This is a genomic window from Nostoc sp. NMS2 (assembly GCF_017115105.1).
Lineage (GTDB): Bacteria > Cyanobacteriota > Cyanobacteriia > Cyanobacteriales > Nostocaceae > Nostoc.
Genome location: NZ_JABXKH010000181.1, coordinates 33,763 through 51,250, shown reverse-complemented (window position 1 = coordinate 51,250; position 17,488 = coordinate 33,763). Strand labels below are relative to the sequence as shown.

Here is a 17,488-nt window from a genome sequence, read left to right as displayed (position 1 = left end):
ATGGGGCATGGAAAAGAGGCAGAGGGGCGGGGGGCAGGGGGAAAACTCTTCTCCCTTGCTCCCTGCTCCTCATCTCCCTCATCTCCCTCATCTCCCTCATCTCCCTCATCTCCCTCATCTCCCCCATCTCCCCCATCTCCCCCATCTCCCCCATCTCCCTCATCTCCCCATTCCCCACTCATGAGCCTTTGTATCAATCCCGTTTGCCCTACACCAAATCACCCAAATAATAATGAACAAAACCGCTTTTGTCAAAGTTGTGGTTCCCATTTGGAATTGCTAGGGCGTTATCGGGTGACGTGCCTGTTGAGTGACAAAACAGGGTTTAGTAAAGTTTATGAAGCATGCGAACAAGATACCCCTAAAATCCTCAAAATACTCAAAGAGGATTTATCAGGCAACACCAAAGCAGTAAAACTATTTCAGCACGAAGTAACTGTGTTGGAACAACTCAAGCATCCCGGCATTCCCAAAGAAGATAGTTACTTTCAGTATCAAACCCGAAATGGTTTAGTGTTACATTGCATTGCAATGGAAAAAATCGATGGGTACAACTTAGTACAGTGGCTACAGCAGAATCGCCCCATTTCCGAAGAACAAGCTGTAACTTGGTTAAAACAATTAGTGGAAATTTTGGATTTAGTGCATGGTAAACAATACCTACATCGGGATATTAAGCCATCTAATATCATGATTAGATCCCCCCTTGGGAAGGATTGGGGAGATTTGGTACTGATTGATTTTGGCACAGCCACTGAAATTGACAGAACCGAACCAGACCAACTTAGCAATGGTGACGGGATGACAGCACTTATGTCATCTGGCTACAGCGCTCCAGAACAAATGAATGGTCAAGCAGTACCGCAATCAGATTTTTTTGCCTTGGGACGCACCTTTATATTTTTGCTAACGGGACACCATCCCTTAGATATGTATGATGTTCAACAAAATGTATTGCACTGGCAAAATCATGCCATCGATATCTCACCCTTACTATTGAATTTAATTGATTGGCTGACAGCAGCAGATATAAAAAAGCGTCCTGCTAATGCCCAAGAAATTTTGCAGCGCCTAGAACAAATTGAAGAAGGCAAAAAGTTCTGCTCAGATGACGATTCAACCCCACCTAAACCTCTGCCACTTGCAGAAGTGGAGGATTCAGAGCCAAGCGTTTTGTGGTCGGAGCAGGAACCAGAAAATAGTATTCCTCCTGCCTCTGTTGTTGAAACCCAGCTAACAGAACCTAATCCTGAAAATATTAATTTAGTAATCGATTTGAACACAGAGCAGTTGTCCCCGCCAATTCCTAAAACTTTATCATCCCCACAGAAAGAGCCAGAAGAAGTACCACTACTGAAATTTTTTGCAGGGTTACTAGTGATATTAGGATTACTTAGTATAGTGGCTTTAGCAACGCGAAACTCAAAATTTACTGTGAAGTCAAATTATGGGCAATCTCCCGAAAAAAAAGGTAATATCGATTATTTTTCTTATCAAGAAGGTAGAGATAGCCAGGGGAGGAGAGCCGAATTTAATATAGCTGTTTTATCACTAGAATATAAATGGCTTTTAGGTAGCAATTTTCAACTTAAATATAATGATGAAATTATTAGTATAGACCTTTTAAAGTTGAACTTAGAACAAGAAGGGATACAAAAGATAATGGATGAACCCAGTGAAATTATCTCTGTAGGTACAGCTTCTTGTAAGGGTAATATAGCAGTTCAACAGCGAATTGCTTTAGAACGTTCTAAACAAATTCAATTTTTAGTAAAAAAAATATTTATTAATACACCAACCGTCAAAGGTTATAGAATATTAAATTTGGGACAATTTCAACGGAGTGATTGTCAGACAATTCAGGATTTAACTAAATATCAGACAAGTATTATAATTATTGGTGTTAAAAAGAAATCCGCAGGTGTAATTCTCGATGAAGCGCTACGGGATAGGTTAGAAAAGAAACCTTTTGCTGATTTTAAGTTAGAAGATTATTCTTTAGGTACGGCAGAAAAGTTTAAGACGATACCAAGTAATTTATAAAGTATATGAATGTATAGGTTTAGCCCATCATATATATCGCCACTTTAGCCATAAACTAAAACTATGGTCATCTACATCCCCTATGGCTAAAGCATATTAAAATTTTCTCAATATCTTGTGGGGTGGGCAACATGAGCGCCCTGGTTATGCAACTCGAATGCTCATTAGCTTATTCAAACTTCCTCAACTTAGTAGATGATTTTATAAATTCGTAGCGAAAAAATTGCCACACATAAAACCTTTGCGTACTCTCTGCGCTCCATCATCCTCAATTCTGCACGGTTTGACGCAAAGCTGTACTTAGCCAAATCATTGGATGGGATTTTTTTCTTGAATGTTAGCTTATTTAAGCTCCCATCCCAGAATACCTCTTCAAACCCGCACGCCAAAGAAAGCGATTCGCACCCAAAAACACTAATATCCAACCAGACATTGACCAAAATCCTCGCCCTATATCCACAGGTAGCCCTACCAAAAGACTTGCAGGAAAATCAATTAAATAGGGAAAAGGCGTAAACATCACTATTTTCCGCACAGGTTCTGGAAAAATCTCTAAAGGTGCTATCAAACCAGATAAAAATAGATAAAACAACAACCAAAAATTTTCTAAAGCACTAGCCCGTTCTGTCCAAAAGGCGAACATAGCAAAGGTGTACTGAATCGTAAACCGCAAAACAAAAGCTAGCGCCACTGCCAATGTAAACAGCAAAAATCTACTCAAACTTGGTACCCAAAAAGCTTGGGAATAAAGAAGAAAAAATAATGCTACTAATAAAAAAGCAAACGTTAGCCGAGCAAATCTTTCAGAAATATGCCCTGCAACATGATGCCATACTGGGTCAAGTGGTTGTAGTAACTTGGGCGAAAGCTTGCCTTCTACAACCTCTTTTTCAAAGTCCCAAATTACCCAAACAACCGTGAATTGTCTAACGATGAAAACCGTAATAAAGTAACGGGCAAAATCCACAGGTGATAGCCCAAACTGCCCGCCTTGTGCTGCCTGTATCCAGATACCCATGAGGATAATCGGCAAAGATCCAGCCAAAACCCATAAGATTAGTTCTGCTCGATACTCAACCATATAGGCGTAGTATACTGACAGCAAAGTTATGGCTTTTCTAATCATCTTTTTCATTTATAGTGCATTCTCCCCTTGGCAACTCTATTTCTGGCAGCGATCGCTACACAACACCTGCCTGAAAAACTCGGCCAATTACTTCTTCTACAGGCGGTTCAGTGACAGTTAAATCAATTACCTCTAAATCAGTCAAAATTTTCGATACTGTACGGGTGAGCGCCTCTCTAGATACCATAAAATGAACCGATCGCCCTTCTAAGAGTTGCACATCTCCATAAGTCATAAGTTTTTCTATCGGTAGGGGTTGGGCTAACTCTATGTGGACTTCCCGGTAAGGAGCAAAACGTTCTAGTAGTCCATCTAAACTACCGTCATACATCAGGCTTCCTTGGTGAATCACCAACACTCGTTGACACAAAGCTGTAATATCAGCCATGTAATGACTCGTTAACAGCACTGTAGCTTGATAACGCTGATTGTAGTCGCGCAAAAAATCGCGTACCGCCACTTGAGCATTTACATCTAGTCCCAGAGTCGGTTCATCTAAGAATAATACGTGGGGACGGTGCAAAAGTGCTGCTAGCAGTTCTGCTTTCATCCGTTCACCCAAAGATAGCTTTCGTACTGGCTGGTTAAGTTTGCCTTCTAGAGAAAGCATCTCTGTTAATTCTCCTACCCGTCGTTGGAACTCTTTATCAGAGATGTTGTATACAGCAGCATTAATTCTCAAAGAATCCAGCGCTGGTAAGTCCCAAATTAGCTGCTGCTTTTGCCCCATCACCAAGGTAATTTTTTGCAAAAATGCTTCTTGACGATGAAACGGAATTTGTCCAGCAACTTTGACTGTACCGCTAGAAGGATGAATCAACCCCGTGAGCATTTTTAGTGTGGTGGTTTTGCCTGCACCATTTGGGCCTAAAAACCCCACTACTTCACCAGGGGCAATTTCAAAGGAAACATCCTGAACTGCTTTTATTGAGCGGTAGGTGCGGCGGAAAAGGTGGGTGATTGTACCTTTAATACCCGGACTTTTAACCGCCACTGGATAAGATTTACTCAGATTTTCAGCAACGATGATTGACATATTTTCTATATTAGAAACACAGTTATAGAATTCCTATTTGATTACTGAACTTACTTGCGTAGGGAGGGAATAGGGAATAGGGAATAGGGAACAGGAAAGAAGGGAATAGATATGTACTGAGTTTTTTCAAAAATCAAATACGAGTCCTATATATAGCGTTTCCTAGTCTGCTGAGGTACAAATCTCTGCGTACCTTTGCGCTTTACTTTGCGTCCCTTTGCGTTTCAAAATATTATCTGTACCTCACTTAACTGGGAATTGCTATAACGCTCTTCTATCACTCTTGGAGAAAGAAATTGCTGCAAGGCTTACGAGACTTCACTTTCCAGGTTTCGGCTACATTTTTGAATTTATATTAGAAAATAAAGCCTCAAATCTTGATTTAGTCATAGTTTCAGTTTTCTGCTTCGATTATTGTTTTCTGAGAGTGATGAAAGAGCGATAAGTAAGTGGGCAAGAATAAATAAAACTATTTTACGTAATATTAAATCAACTAAATAGCTTCCTGTAAGGGCTGAAGCCTTTACTACAAACCTTTAATTATTTACACCCACTTACTTACACAGGTAAACACACACAAATCATTTGTGTTTGGCGCTGTTTATAGCAGAAGTCATTCAATTTTAGATTTGAGATTTTTCCTTCAATCCAAAATCCAAAATTCAAAATCTAAAATGGTTTTACCGCAAACGTCCCGATCGCAGTGTACTGATAATTAACCACAAACCCAATAAACTAGCAACGGCAAACAGGATGGTGCTTAAAAAAGATAGCTGACTTGTCTGCGCTCTCGTGGAAATAATTGCTGCACCCATAATCAGCGAACCCACCAGTATACTAAAAGAGAGTCGGTTAGCGGCATCGTCCATTGTGCGCCGCACGCCATCTAAACCTCGCAGCGATAGATTCCACTGTAAGGTTTCTGAGGTAACTCGGTCTAAGAGCAGTTCTATTTGGCGAGGAGATTGCAGAGAGAGACTTTTAATATCTAAGGCTGTTCGTAATAGCGATCGCACTGGATTATCGCCCAATAGTTGCCGCCGAAACAAGTCTGTAATTAATGGTTTAACTTCATCGAAAAAATTAAGCTCTGGGTTGAATGTCCGCGCCACACCCTCTAAATTCGCTAGGGTTTTGGCATACAATCCCATATTGCTAGGTAATCTAATTTTATTGTTACGCGCAACTTGTAAAACTTCATAAATTATCTGACTGAAGTTTATTTGCGTTAAGCTGACATTGTGATACTTTCGCAACATGCGATCGTAATCATTTTCTAACCGTGATAAAATAACTGGTTGAGCAGAATCTGATAACTGTAAAGTTAATTGGGCGCATCTTTGAGCATCTAAATCAACGATCGCTAACAACATTTCTGTTAATATCTGCTGTGTACGGGGATCGAGTCTTCCCACCATGCCACAGTCTAACAGAGCAACCCGCCCATCTTTGAGATAAAACAAGTTTCCTGGATGGGGATCGGCGTGAAAAAAGCCATCAATATATAGTTGCTGAAAAAATACCCGAAATAACAAAGTAGTTATTTCTTTACGCTCTACAGTAGGGTCTTTCCCATTATTATTGTTGTCCAAATCCGCCGCCAGGAATGGTACTCCATCTAACCATTCCATCACCAGTAATTTTTCTGTGGTCAATTCCCAGTTAATCTCCGCAACCACTATTTGCGTAGGATCAAACCAGCGACTTTTAGATAAGTTGCGCCGCAGTTGGTCTGTAAAACCCGCTTCCCGTGTAAAATCCAACTCGGCTTCTAAGGCTTTGGTAAATTCTTCAGCGATGGATTTGATTTCGTAGGTTTGCCCAAACTCAGTCCGCGCCACTAAATCGGCAATACCTTGAATTAAAGCAATATCTTGGGCAATAGTCAGATCAATTCCCGGACGTTGCACTTTTAGAGCAACTTCTCGACCGTCCGCTAATGTAGCACGATGTGTCTGGGCAATTGATCCCGCCGCTACTGGGATCGGGTTAACTGTGCTAAAGGTTTCTGCTAGTGGACGTTTTAATTCTTTGCGAAGGATTATTTCTATCTCTGACCAAGGGACTGGCGGTACTTCATCTTGTAAAGTTGATAGTTCCTCAATGTAGGAGGCGCTGAGTAAATCTGGACGGGTAGAAAGTAGCTGCCCGAGTTTAACATAAACTGGCCCCAAATCTACTAGGATATTTTTTAAAACCGCAGGTGTAGGTAGCTGGGGTTCATCAGCTTTGCCACCAGTAAGCAACCTTCGCATATAGTCCCAGCCATTGCGAAGGAATACTTCCAGAATTTCTCGTTGACGGGGAACAGTTTGAGTGAGGAACATTTTTGTAAATAACTGCAAAGACGCAGGGAGTTAAAGAGGTAAGCAGCAGGGAATGACAATACAACCGAGGTTGGCTCTAGCTTTTAAAGTTTTGCTAGCTGCGCCACAGTCTTGGAATCTTTTTATGGATGATTGTACGGCTTCGTGGAGTTTCTGTTCACTCAGCATTTGTTTGACGTAATTAGAGCAGGAATCCCCACCGTGTAATAAGCGATGGGAACAACTAAATCCTTTGGAAGGAGAAATATATTTTTGATAGGCTGTAATAGACTTGATGGCCATTGTCTTGGCGAGAGGATCAAAGCTAATAATGTCCATAGCTGTCAGATAAAAGAACAGACAGTCAAGTTATAATGGGAAAATAGACTTTTTAGCCTCTGCCAAGGGTTCTAACTTTTATAGCAGGTCAGTAAATCGGGAATCGCTTTGGAGAATTTTAAGGATCTGCTTAATTTCCTGGGTACGTTCTTTCTTGACAACGAGAGTGACATTGCGATCGCGCACAATCACCACATCCTCTAAACCAATTGTAACAACTACATCCTCTGGATTTGAGGCATAAATAATCGCCCCCTGCGTATCTAGCCCTACGTGGGTAGCGAGTTCTACATTGGGATTCTCTTCTGTTTTGAGTAACCGCTCGATCGCATTCCAATCTCCTAAATCATCCCAACCAAAATCAACTGGCAAAACGTATGCTAGAGTTGTCTTTTCCATTAAGGCATAGTCTATACTCTTCTTAGGCAACTGGGGATAGATATCAGGACCATGTTGTTCTAAAGGTTCGATAATTTCTGGAGCATGGGTATGTAGTTCCTTGAGAACAACCCCCGCCCGAAAAACGAACATTCCACTATTCCAGCTAAAACGTCCCGTAGATAAAAAAGTCTCTGCCGTTTCGCGGTCGGGCTTTTCAGTAAAGCGGTTGACGTGATAAGCTGGCAACTCATTGAAGCTACCTATCTTTTCACCTTGTTCAATGTAGCCGTAACCGGTTGATGGAAAAGTAGGCTTGATCCCCAGTGTAACGATCGCTGCTGTGCTTGCTGCCAGTTGCGTAGCCGCGCTTAATGTGTGGGCAAACGCTTCTTCGTCAGCAATCCAGTGGTCAGCAGGGAAAAAGCCAATAACAGCGTCTTCTCCATAGCGCTGTTTGATTTCTAAACTTGTCCAAGCAACGGCTGCGGCAGTGTCTCTGCCTTCCGATTCAATCAGCAAGTTTTCAACTGGTAAATCGGGTAGTTGTTGTCTTACGCCTTCAGCTATCTGACTAGAAGTGATAACCCACAAGGAATCCCACCCGCCACCGAGTTCAATCAATCGATCGGCGGTTGCTTGTAATAGACTTCTAGAGCTACCATCAAGACTTAAAAATTGCTTAGGTCGGTCTTTGCGGCTTAGGGGCCAAAAACGTTCACCTTTACCACCTGCCAGAATTACGGGGAACAATAAAGTATTCATGTTGTCATACACGCCTACCGAAGAACATTATAAGTTTACAGTGAGCCTTTCCACTGGCAATATCTGTAGCTTGGATTAACATACTTTTAGGGAGTGGTTGAGTGGGGAGATAATTGTGATAAAACAAGTCGAATGGTCGGAAAATCCGGTTACATCTCAGCAAGTAGTAGAATTTGAAACTGAGGTGCGATCGCAGCAAATTCAACGCACGGAAAATCAGGTAACGCCTGCACCAGTAGCCGACTCAGAGGAGGAGGATGTCGAACTAAACCAGCCAGCAAATCCGAACCGTAGCGTCGTCGAATCTGTGGGCGCGATTCCCAATCAGCTTTACGAGAGACTGGGCTTAACCATGCCTCGTTGGTTGCTGTGGATCATGACGGTTGTCATCGGCATCATCTTATCTGGGCTGCTAGTTTCGACGTTAGCACTGTGGACTCCTTTGTGGAGCAACCTCGATCGAACAGATGAAGATTTAGGAACTAATGCTAAAGACGAGTTAAAAATACCGCTACCAGGGGAGTTGTGGAGCAAACTTTCCCAGTATCAGCTTTCACGACCCATGAATATCTTAATTATGGGGATTGAACCAGTTAACGGTACTGTTGATGGTTCACCAGAAAGCTTTGCTGGCAAAAGCGACTCCATGCTGTTAGTAAGGCTTAACCCTAGTGAAAAATCTGTACGGGTGCTTTCCATTCCTAAAGATACGATGATTGCCATCCCAGAAAAGGGAGAAAAGGGATTAACTAAGGTATCTGATGCCAATGCCAAAGGCGGCCCAGTCTTGGCAGCACGGGTAGTTAGCCGTACCTTAAACAACGCCCCAATCGATCGCTATATTCGTATTTCTACTAGCGGCTTACGGCAGTTAGTCGATCAGTTAGGCGGGGTAGAGGTTTTTGTTCCCCAATCAATGACGTATAAAGACTCCAGCAGTCGGCTGTCAATTAATTTAGTCAGTGGCTGGCAAACCCTCAACGGCGAACAAGCAGAACAGTTTATCCGGTTCCGCGAACCAGGTTTGGGAGATTTGCCGAGAGTGCAGCGTCAGCAAGCACTAACAGCAGCATTGCTGCAACGCTTAAATAGTCCTACCATCTTACCTCGGTTGCCTCAATTAACTCGCTTAATGCGAAAATATTTTGATACCAACCTGAAGATGGAAGAAATGATGGCGTTGGTGAACTTTGGCCTCAACCTAGATCGAGATAATTTCCAAATGACGGTGCTGCCTGGTACGTTTAGCCGTTTTAGCAAAGACCCTGATAGCTATTGGCTAAATATGACTGGACAACAGAGCCTCTTGAATGATTATGTTGGGGTAAATGTACCTGGTCTGAAACCAGATATGCGTCAGGTTCCTAACCTCAAAATTGCTATTCAAAATGCCTCAAATCAACCTCAGCTAACTGAAAAAGTTATTGCTTATCTGAAACAGAAAGGCTTTACTAATATTTACAAAGTGCCTGATTGGCCAGATACCCAACGTCAAACTCAGATTATTGTCCAAAAAGGCAATCGGCGAGTTGGTGTTGATTTGCAAAAAGTCTTAGGCTTGGGTCAAATTGAGGTGTCAGCGATTGGTGATTTAGAATCTGACCTCACAATTCGGATTGGTAAAGATTGGAAATAGTCATTGGTCATTAGTCATTAGTCATTAGTCATTAGTCATTAGTCATTAGTCATTAGTCATTGTTAACTAACAGAGGACAAAGGACAAAGGACTAATGACAAAGGACGAAGGATAAATAATAAAGTTATGAAAAAGATTTTACTGCGATTTTTAGGTTTGATTGTAATTCTGATACTAGCATTCTGCTGGATAATACTTAATCCCAAACCGGCTTTTGCTCAACTAAACACAATTAACTACAACAATATAAATTTAGAAAATCGTGATTTCTCTAATGCTGATTTAGCAGGTGTGACTTTTGTCGCAGCAGAAATGCGGGGGACAAATTTCCAAGGAGCGAATTTAACCAACGCAATTCTTACTAAAGGAGTTTTGTTAAAAGCAAATTTGGAAGACGCGAACTTAAGCGGCGCTTTAGTCGATCGCGCCACTATGGATGGTGCTAACCTGAAAAATGCCATCTTTACTGAAGCAACTTTAACCCGCAGCCGCTTTTTTGATGCTGATGTCACTGGTGCTGATTTTACCGATGCTTTGATTGACCGTTATCAAGTGTCGCTGCTGTGTGAAAGGGCAGATGGGGTAAATCCGGTTACGGGTATGTCAACACGAGATAGTTTGGGGTGTAAGTAAATAATCTCACAACCCATCAAAATTAATGCGATAGACCACTAGCTTTTCTATGCTTAATTTTCAATATCCGATCCCTAAGGGAGCATCCACTTTTGGAAGAAACACCGGGCGATTGGAAATCGCGGCTACACAAACGAAGTCCGCCTTCGCGGACTCTCTGAAACCCGCGAAGGCGGGTTTGGTTTGTATAGCCCCAGACTTCTAGTCTGAGGGCAATCCGCCAAAAGTGGATGCTCCCATCCCTAATCCCCACTCCCCTTAATTAATCCATCACAGATAACACAGCTTTCGGCAATAACTTATCTTTAAACCAAACAATTCTGGCGGGGACATCATTTAATTTTACTCCCGCCTTTTCTAAATTAAGTCGCTCAGAAATTGCCAAAATCAAATCATCACGTTCAGCTCGTCGCACCTGAGAAAACTTTTTTTGTAAATATTCTGGTCGCCAATAACCAACAATTTCTAATAAGAAAGTGCGTCCATCAGAATGCACCAAGCGAAAATCGGGAATCATCACACTACCAGGAATTGGTATTAAATCAACTTCTCGTTCTAACGCCCAACCACTTTTCAACGCATCCCATTTATCAGCAAAAGATGCTTCTAACATACTATCGTAGGGCTTCCCTGGTGGATAGTGGGATACCAAACCACATTCAGAATTGAGGGTGAAACGTCCAGTTTTCCAAGTATTTGTATAAGCATCGCGGGTTTGGAGAATGGACGAAAGACTCCATTTAGTAACGTGAAGTAAAGCGGGAATAAGTTTAGCGATCGCTAACCCATATCGCGTACTAGGATTAAACAAACTCGTCGGCCCGTCAATGGTAATGGTAAACCCGTGGTCAGCATCACCTTCAATATAAGCCATCAATTGAAACAACTTCAGATAGCGAAATAACAGCTTATATTCACCCGGAACATTGCGGTGAGCATTTAACACCAGTTGACTGGCCTTATAAAACACGCCCTGCACCTGAGATAAGTTATATCTATTTAACAAATCTGGCGCTGTTGGTGCATCAAAAACAGTCAAAATTTTATTTTCAGATAAATCAGCATATAGTCCATTCCGAACCTGTTCTAATAAAACTTCCCGCTCAAGTTCTTGAGTTAACTCATCAGCAACTTTACTCAGAGTAACTTGTGTTGATTCCCGACTAGAAACAGACTTTGCAGCCAACGAAAACACCCGTTCTCTTAACATTTGTGGTTCCAAAGGACTAACCACCTCAAAAGTGCAAAAACTGCTTTTGAGAATATAAGCCAATCCCCGCTTCACCCGATAATCTGTAGAATCTCCTTCAAAATCAGTCAGTTGTCGCTCAAGCACACCTTGAGTCTTCCCCACTGCTGATTGAAAATAATTAATTAACTCAATCGCCAACTCCGAAGTTTTTTGATCAATCTTCAATCTCTTCGGAATGATCTCCTCCCCGTTTTGGCGATGCATCAGTAAATCTGTCGGTAACATCTGCTGAATTTTGGATTTTAGATTTTGGATTTTGGGTTGAATAATTAATTTCTAACTGTTCCGCAGCCTTCAAACTCCGTTCCTTCCCACTCCCATAAACAACCTGCAACTTCCCCTTCTTCTCCTCTCTGCGTCCTTGGCGGCTTGGCGGTTCGTTATTCCTCTCCCCTCTTCGCCTAGCCGAAGTCCCCTCTTCACTCGTATCCTCCGCCACCACCTCATACAAAATCGCCTGCTTATTCTCAATATTTCCCTTCCGTAAAATCCTTCCCAATCGCTGAGTATACTCCCTAGCCGAACCCGTCCCCGATAAAATAATTGCAACAGTTGCCGCCGGCACATCAACCCCTTCATTCAACACATGAGAAGCAACCAAAGTATTATATTTCCCCTCTCGAAACTTGGTTAATATCTCATGCCGTTCCTTCACAGGAGTTTGATGAGTAATTGCCGGAATTAGCAACTCTTGAGAAATGCGGTAAACTGTCGCATTATCAGCAGTAAAAATTAAAATTCGTGCCGGATAATGTTCTGCCAATAAATTAATCAAAATTCGCAACTTCCCATCAGTACCCAAAGCGATATCTTTCGCTTCTCGATGTGCTAACATAGCTCTCCGTCCCGATTGCGATCTAGCACTCATTTGCACGAACATTTGCCAACCTTGCAGACTCCCCAAAGAAATCTTCGATTGCTTCAAAAAGTCGTTGCGGGTTTGAATTAACTGGTTGTATCTTTCTCGCTCCAGTTGCGATAACTTTACCTTAATTTGGACAATTTCATGTTCTGCTAAAGCCTTCCCCGCTAAATCTTCGGCGCGTTTGCGATATACTTCTTCACCAATAAGGATATTTAAATCAGCGTGTTTACCATCAGTGCGTTCTGGTGTAGCAGAGAGTCCTAAGCGATAAGGTGCGATCGCATATTCAGCAATCACCCGATTAAAATCTGTCGGTAAATGATGACATTCATCAAAAACAATCAACGCATATTTATTTCCCAAGGTTTCGGCGTGAATTGCGGCACTATCATAAGTTGCAACTAAGATAGCTGTTCGATCTCGCGAACCACCCCCCAATAATCCCACCTCAGCATCAGGGAAAGCCGCTACCAAATGTGCGTACCACTGATGCATTAAATCTAAAGTTGGCACTACAATCAGCGTCGTCCGTGGCGTTGACTGCATCGCCATTTGCGCCAAATAAGTCTTTCCCGCCGCCGTGGGAAGCACAACGACTCCCTGCCTACCCGCCAGTTTCCAAGCTGCTAGCGCCTCAGTCTGGTGGGGATAGGGTTCCATTTCCAGAGTGGGAACCAAATCTATAGGATAAAATTGCTTGGCCTCATCGACAAAATTCACATCTTCCGCTTGTAGTGCTTCCACTAGCGATCGGTATCTAATTGCTGGAATACGGAATTTTTCAACTCTATCATCCCACGTAGCATAATCCATCCAACCTTTGCCGCGTGGTGGTGGATGTAAAACTAATGTGCCACGATCAAAATTTAGTGTAGGGGTACGAGCCATAATTATTGAGCAAACAGGGCATTGGGCAATTCAATTTTAGATTTTGGATTAAATTCCAATCTAAAATCCAAAACTTGTACTGAGCGACTTATGCCGAGCGGAGCCGAGGTAAGTCGAAGTATTTAAAATCTAAAATTCTTAGTCCATTGATTACTAATAACGTAAAAAGTGCATGATTCATCCAATTAACTCGGACAAAACCCAACTAGATGCGCTCATTAGTCACGGAATGTCCCATCGGCAAACGAACAATAACCTTGCCGAATCGTATAAAGAACAGCGACAGAGCTTTATGCTAAAACGGCTGGAATTGCAGGCGCAGATTATACTGTTAGCTGGCTTGACTTTAATCGCTTTTTTCCTTTGGGCAAATTCACACCTGGAAGACAAGATATTCGCTTTTAAAATTGGGATTATAGTAGAATTATTCACACTTATTTGTTGGGGTTTATGTAAAACTCCTATCGGTCGTCGCCATCCTGATTTAATTTTTTTGAGTTTATGCTGGGTTGTAACTTGTGTTGTCCAAATTGATATAGCTTTGCTGTTTAATAATCTGGAACCTAGAAGCAATATTTGGACTCTGATGTTTCTCACTCAGGCTACAATTATACCAGTCCAATGGTGGATGCATTTAATATCTCAACTCGGAACAATAATTTGCTATTTCACCTTATATCTCTTGTATAATCCCATATTAAAAAATCCATCAGCTTTTTATGCTGAACAAGGATTATACTTCTTTTGGACTTGCATAATTTGTGTATTCTCTGTATTCTTATACGAACGCTTGCGAAAAAAAGAATTTTACGCCCGGAAAGCAATGGAACTGGCGCAGCAAAAATCGGAACGGCTGTTACTAAATATTCTGCCAGGGATGATTGCAGAACAATTAAAACAACAGCCTACAACTATTGCTGATAGTTTTCTAGAAGTTACAGTACTATTTGCCGATATTGTCGGTTTTACAGAGCTTTCAACTCGGACATCTCCTGCGGAATTAGTCGAGTTATTAAATACAATATTCTGTTTGTTCGACCAATTAGCAGAACTTCACGGCATAGAGAAAATCAAGACTATTGGCGACGCATATATGGCTGTTGCCGGATTGCCAAATCAGTCTAATGACCATGCTTCAGCAATAGCTAATATGGCGTTGGATATGCAAAAGGCGATAGCTATTTTCAATACAGAAAACAACCAATTATTTCGCATCCGTATTGGCATTAGTACAGGGCCAGTTGTGGCGGGGGTGATTGGGCTGAAAAAGTTTGCCTACGACCTCTGGGGAGATACAGTAAATACTGCGAGTAGAATGGAATCACATGGGATAGCAGGTAGTATCCAGGTTTGTGAAGTAACTTATCAGCTTTTAAAAGATAAATACTTATTGGAGAAACGAGGTTTGATTCAGGTTAAGGGCAAAGGAGAAATGATGACTTATATCCTCAAAGAAATTAATTTAAAAACTTAAACTGCCTATGCTTTTTGACGGATATTCAAAAATCAAAACTATATAATTAGAGCGACAGCTATCAGCTATTTAACCTTTGCTAAAACTAAGTTTTACTACTTTAGATAGATTCACAGCAAATAACTGCTTTGATGTGTATTATTCCAATGCATAATAAATGTTGAGCGATGTCTAGCGGATTTTGGGAATAATCCTTTGGCTAGCTGCATAAAAGGAGAATCCACATTGAAAGGAATGCGTTCCCTTCTTAAACTTTATGCTGTGGCACTATTGGCTGTTGGTAGCGCATTGTTACTAACACTACTGCTACAGCCACTACTGAAATCAACAATTTTTCTGTTGTTTTTTGCTGCCGTGGCGGTTAGTGCCTGGTATGGTGGCATGGAAGCAGGGTTACTGGCTACTGCTTTGTCTACTTTAGCCGTCAGCTATTTTTTCTTAGAGCCAGTGTTTTCGCTCTTGGTTGCGAGTCTAGACAGCATAATCCGGTTAGGCTTGTTTGTCGTGGTAACAACATTCATCAGCATAGTGAACTCAGAGTTACGCACTGCAAAACAACATCTTCAAATGAGTTTGCAGAAGTTACAAGTGAGTGAGGCAAAGTTTAGAAAGTTGGTAGAATCCAACATTATTGGGGTAATTGTAGCCAATATGGACGGGGCGATCGCAGAAGCTAATGATGCTTTTTTACGAATGGTAGGTTATTCGCAAGAAGATTTACTTGCAGGGCGGGTTCGATGGCGCGATATGATCTCACCACAGTATATTGAAGCAAACAACAGTGCGATGCCTACGGCGGGCTACGCCTACGCAGAACTCAAAACCAAAGGTATGTGTCAGCCTTTTGAGAACGAATACATCCGCAAAGATAAGACTCATGTTCCCATTCTATTAGGTTCTGCTTTGTTAGAAAATAATCCTAACGATATTATCTCTTTTGTACTTGATTTAAGCGAACGCAAACAGGTAGAGCTTGCCCTAATCACAGATATTAGACTTCACAAGTTAGCAGAAGCAGCTCTGAAACAGAGCGAAAAACGGTTAAAGACACTCACCGAAAAAGTCCGCATGATTCCTTGGGAGGTAAATGCTACTACCGGAAATTTTACTTATGTAGGGCCACAAACCGTTGAGATTCTTGGCTATCCATTATCAGATTGGTACATCGATAATTTCTGGGAAAAACATATACATCCAGAAGATCGAGAGTGGGTTATTCAGTATTGCCAAGAATCTTGTATATCACTAAATAATTACGAATTTGAATACAGAATGTTGGCTGCTGATAGCAGAGTTGTGTGGCTGTATGACATTGTTAATGTTGTGCGGGATGAGAATGGGCCGCAGCTACTACATGGATTTATGCTCGATATTACAGATCGCAAGCAAGCAGAGCAAGAACGCGAACAATTGCTTGAGCGCGAACAAGCAGCACGCGCCGATGCAGAAGCAGCAAACCGGATGAAAGATGAGTTTCTCGCCACACTCTCCCACGAACTTCGCACACCCTTAAACGCCATATTAGGTTGGACGCAGCTATTAAGAAATCGCAAGTTTGATGAGGCTACTACGGCGCGGGCGCTAGAGACAATTGAGCGTAACACTAAATCCCTGACGCAACTAATCGAAGATGTCCTAGATGTGTCACGGATTATTAAGGGCACACTGCATCTAAATATTTATCGGGTAAAACTTATACCACTTGTAGAGGCGGCAATCGATATTGTACGCCCAGCAGCCGAGGCTAAAGAGATTAACATCAAATGTAGATTCGATCCTGAAGTCGGGGTAGTTGTGGGTGATAGCAACCGCTTGCAACAGGTTGTGTGGAATTTACTCTCCAACGCCGTCAAATTTACACCCAAAGGCGGAAGAGTTGATGTGCAATTAGAGCAGATTGAATCTGCCGTGCAAATTCGGGTGAGTGATACGGGAGCGGGAATTGCTGCCGAATTCCTCCCCCATGTATTTGAACGCTTTTGTCAAGCTGACAGTTCCAGCACGCGATCGCATGGTGGACTAGGATTAGGATTAGCGATCGTCCGTCACTTGGTAGAATTACACGGTGGCACAGTCTCTGTCGAAAGTCCAGGAATTGGACACGGTACGACATTCATTGTCAATCTGCCAATGAAAGCTGTTTATGTAGAGGCTAATACAGCAGAGCGGCTTTCATCTCTCGTAGATATCCCAGAGGCTAATAATTACCTGCCGAGATTAGATGACTTGCGAGTGCTAATTGTTGATGATGAGGCAGATGCGCGTCATTTACTCACCACAGTTTTGGGACAGTATGGGGCACAAGTCATAGCAGCTGCATCTGCAAATGATGCCCTGCTTGCTTTGCAACAATTTCACCCCCATATATTGGTGAGCGATATCGGTATGCCACAAGAAGATGGCTATGCACTAATTCGGCAAGTGAGGGCGTTACCAACAGATCGAGGAGGGCGGATTCCCGCAGTGGCGCTGACAGCTTATGCTAGGGCAGAAGATCGCACGCAAGCCTTGTTAGCAGGCTTCCAACTCCACGTCCCTAAGCCAGTCAATCCAGCCGAGTTAGCAGCTGTAGTTGCCAGAGGCAGGGGAGCAGGGGGCAGGGGAGCAGGGGAGCAGGGGGCAGGGGAGCAGGGGGGCAGGGGAGCAGAGGGGAAAGAAGTAATTTTTAACAAAGTTTGGGGGTTTAAGTCCCCTGCCTCTACAAGCAGAACGAATTGAACACGTAAGCTAAATCCCCATCACAAAAC

General features: G+C 42.3%; 13 protein-coding genes. 5 read left to right on the top strand and 8 right to left on the bottom strand.

The genetic code is table 11. The features are described 5' to 3' along the window. Positions 1–182 (bottom strand): hypothetical protein (locus HWQ36_RS34095; RefSeq protein WP_292711562.1); only part of this gene is annotated, 182 nt, incomplete at its 3' end. On the opposite strand from HWQ36_RS34095, the gene HWQ36_RS34090 reads away from it, so the two are divergent. After that, positions 181–2,043, top strand: a complete 1,863-nt coding sequence (locus HWQ36_RS34090; protein WP_292711560.1) for a serine/threonine-protein kinase — start codon at positions 181–183, stop codon at positions 2,041–2,043. The two genes, HWQ36_RS34095 and HWQ36_RS34090, sit on opposite strands and share 2 nt — an antisense overlap. A 346-nt stretch (positions 2,044–2,389) precedes the next feature. Here HWQ36_RS34090 and HWQ36_RS34085 read toward each other — a convergent pair whose 3' ends face one another. The 5 genes from HWQ36_RS34085 to HWQ36_RS34065 form a co-directional block, all read right to left on the bottom strand. Then, entirely contained in the window at positions 2,390–3,178 is a 789-nt protein-coding gene (locus HWQ36_RS34085) for an ABC-2 family transporter protein (RefSeq protein WP_292711557.1), read from the bottom strand. A gap of 46 nt (positions 3,179–3,224) precedes the next feature. Beyond that, positions 3,225–4,205 carry an ATP-binding cassette domain-containing protein gene (locus HWQ36_RS34080; RefSeq protein ID WP_292711555.1) on the bottom strand — a complete coding sequence of 327 codons (981 nt, stop codon included), beginning with the start codon at positions 4,203–4,205 and terminating at the stop codon, positions 3,225–3,227. A 680-nt stretch (positions 4,206–4,885) separates the two neighbouring features. Further along, the gene (locus HWQ36_RS34075) at positions 4,886–6,532 is read right to left on the bottom strand and encodes an AarF/ABC1/UbiB kinase family protein (RefSeq protein ID WP_292711552.1); all 1,647 of its coding nucleotides are present in this window, start codon (positions 6,530–6,532) and stop codon (positions 4,886–4,888) included. Between the two features lie 30 nt (positions 6,533–6,562). Next, positions 6,563–6,850, bottom strand: coding sequence for a membrane protein insertion efficiency factor YidD (yidD, locus tag HWQ36_RS34070; RefSeq protein ID WP_292711548.1), 288 nt, complete (start codon positions 6,848–6,850; stop codon positions 6,563–6,565). Positions 6,851–6,928: 78 nt separating this feature from the next. Continuing rightward, entirely contained in the window at positions 6,929–7,993 is a 1,065-nt protein-coding gene (locus HWQ36_RS34065) for a mannose-1-phosphate guanylyltransferase (protein WP_292711545.1), read from the bottom strand. A 115-nt stretch (positions 7,994–8,108) separates the two neighbouring features. Here HWQ36_RS34065 and HWQ36_RS34060 point away from each other — a divergent pair, with 115 nt between their 5' ends. Together HWQ36_RS34060 and HWQ36_RS34055 are read left to right on the top strand one after the other, a co-directional pair. Then, positions 8,109–9,629 (top strand): LCP family protein, encoded by a 1,521-nt coding sequence (locus tag HWQ36_RS34060; protein ID WP_292711542.1) that lies wholly within the window; start codon positions 8,109–8,111, stop codon positions 9,627–9,629. 126 nt (positions 9,630–9,755) lie between these two features. Continuing rightward, a complete protein-coding gene (locus tag HWQ36_RS34055) occupies positions 9,756–10,262 on the top strand; it encodes a pentapeptide repeat-containing protein (protein WP_292711539.1) in 507 nt (168 codons plus the stop codon). A gap of 262 nt (positions 10,263–10,524) precedes the next feature. Here HWQ36_RS34055 and HWQ36_RS34050 read toward each other — a convergent pair whose 3' ends face one another. Beyond that, a complete protein-coding gene (locus HWQ36_RS34050; RefSeq protein WP_292711537.1) occupies positions 10,525–11,739 on the bottom strand; it encodes a DUF790 family protein in 1,215 nt (404 codons plus the stop codon). Continuing rightward, positions 11,669–13,267 (bottom strand): DEAD/DEAH box helicase family protein, encoded by a 1,599-nt coding sequence (locus tag HWQ36_RS34045; RefSeq protein ID WP_292711534.1) that lies wholly within the window; start codon positions 13,265–13,267, stop codon positions 11,669–11,671. The genes HWQ36_RS34050 and HWQ36_RS34045 overlap by 71 nt, the downstream gene beginning before the upstream one ends. 172 nt (positions 13,268–13,439) lie before the next feature. Here HWQ36_RS34045 and HWQ36_RS34040 point away from each other — a divergent pair, with 172 nt between their 5' ends. Together HWQ36_RS34040 and HWQ36_RS34035 are read left to right on the top strand one after the other, a co-directional pair. After that, a complete protein-coding gene (locus tag HWQ36_RS34040; protein WP_292711532.1) occupies positions 13,440–14,741 on the top strand; it encodes an adenylate/guanylate cyclase domain-containing protein in 1,302 nt (433 codons plus the stop codon). Between the two features lie 234 nt (positions 14,742–14,975). Beyond that, the gene (locus HWQ36_RS34035) at positions 14,976–17,459 is read left to right on the top strand and encodes an ATP-binding protein (protein WP_292711565.1); all 2,484 of its coding nucleotides are present in this window, start codon (positions 14,976–14,978) and stop codon (positions 17,457–17,459) included. Positions 17,460–17,488 lie beyond the last annotated feature (29 nt).

What these genes read in the sequence shown, in the direction of transcription:
- HWQ36_RS34080 (WP_292711555.1), bottom strand. Translation starts at nt 4,205, where the DNA reads ATGTCAATCATCGTTGCTGAAAATCTGAGTAAATCTTATCCAGTGGCG.
- HWQ36_RS34035 (WP_292711565.1), top strand. Translation starts at nt 14,976, where the DNA reads ATGCGTTCCCTTCTTAAACTTTATGCTGTGGCACTATTGGCTGTTGGT.
- HWQ36_RS34075 (WP_292711552.1), bottom strand. Translation starts at nt 6,532, where the DNA reads ATGTTCCTCACTCAAACTGTTCCCCGTCAACGAGAAATTCTGGAAGTA.
- HWQ36_RS34055 (WP_292711539.1), top strand. Translation starts at nt 9,756, where the DNA reads ATGAAAAAGATTTTACTGCGATTTTTAGGTTTGATTGTAATTCTGATA.
- HWQ36_RS34085 (WP_292711557.1), bottom strand. Translation starts at nt 3,178, where the DNA reads ATGAAAAAGATGATTAGAAAAGCCATAACTTTGCTGTCAGTATACTAC.
- HWQ36_RS34090 (WP_292711560.1), top strand. Translation starts at nt 181, where the DNA reads ATGAGCCTTTGTATCAATCCCGTTTGCCCTACACCAAATCACCCAAAT.
- yidD (WP_292711548.1), bottom strand. Translation starts at nt 6,850, where the DNA reads ATGGACATTATTAGCTTTGATCCTCTCGCCAAGACAATGGCCATCAAG.
- HWQ36_RS34045 (WP_292711534.1), bottom strand. Translation starts at nt 13,267, where the DNA reads ATGGCTCGTACCCCTACACTAAATTTTGATCGTGGCACATTAGTTTTA.
- HWQ36_RS34050 (WP_292711537.1), bottom strand. Translation starts at nt 11,739, where the DNA reads ATGTTACCGACAGATTTACTGATGCATCGCCAAAACGGGGAGGAGATC.
- HWQ36_RS34065 (WP_292711545.1), bottom strand. Translation starts at nt 7,993, where the DNA reads ATGAATACTTTATTGTTCCCCGTAATTCTGGCAGGTGGTAAAGGTGAA.
- HWQ36_RS34040 (WP_292711532.1), top strand. Translation starts at nt 13,440, where the DNA reads ATGATTCATCCAATTAACTCGGACAAAACCCAACTAGATGCGCTCATT.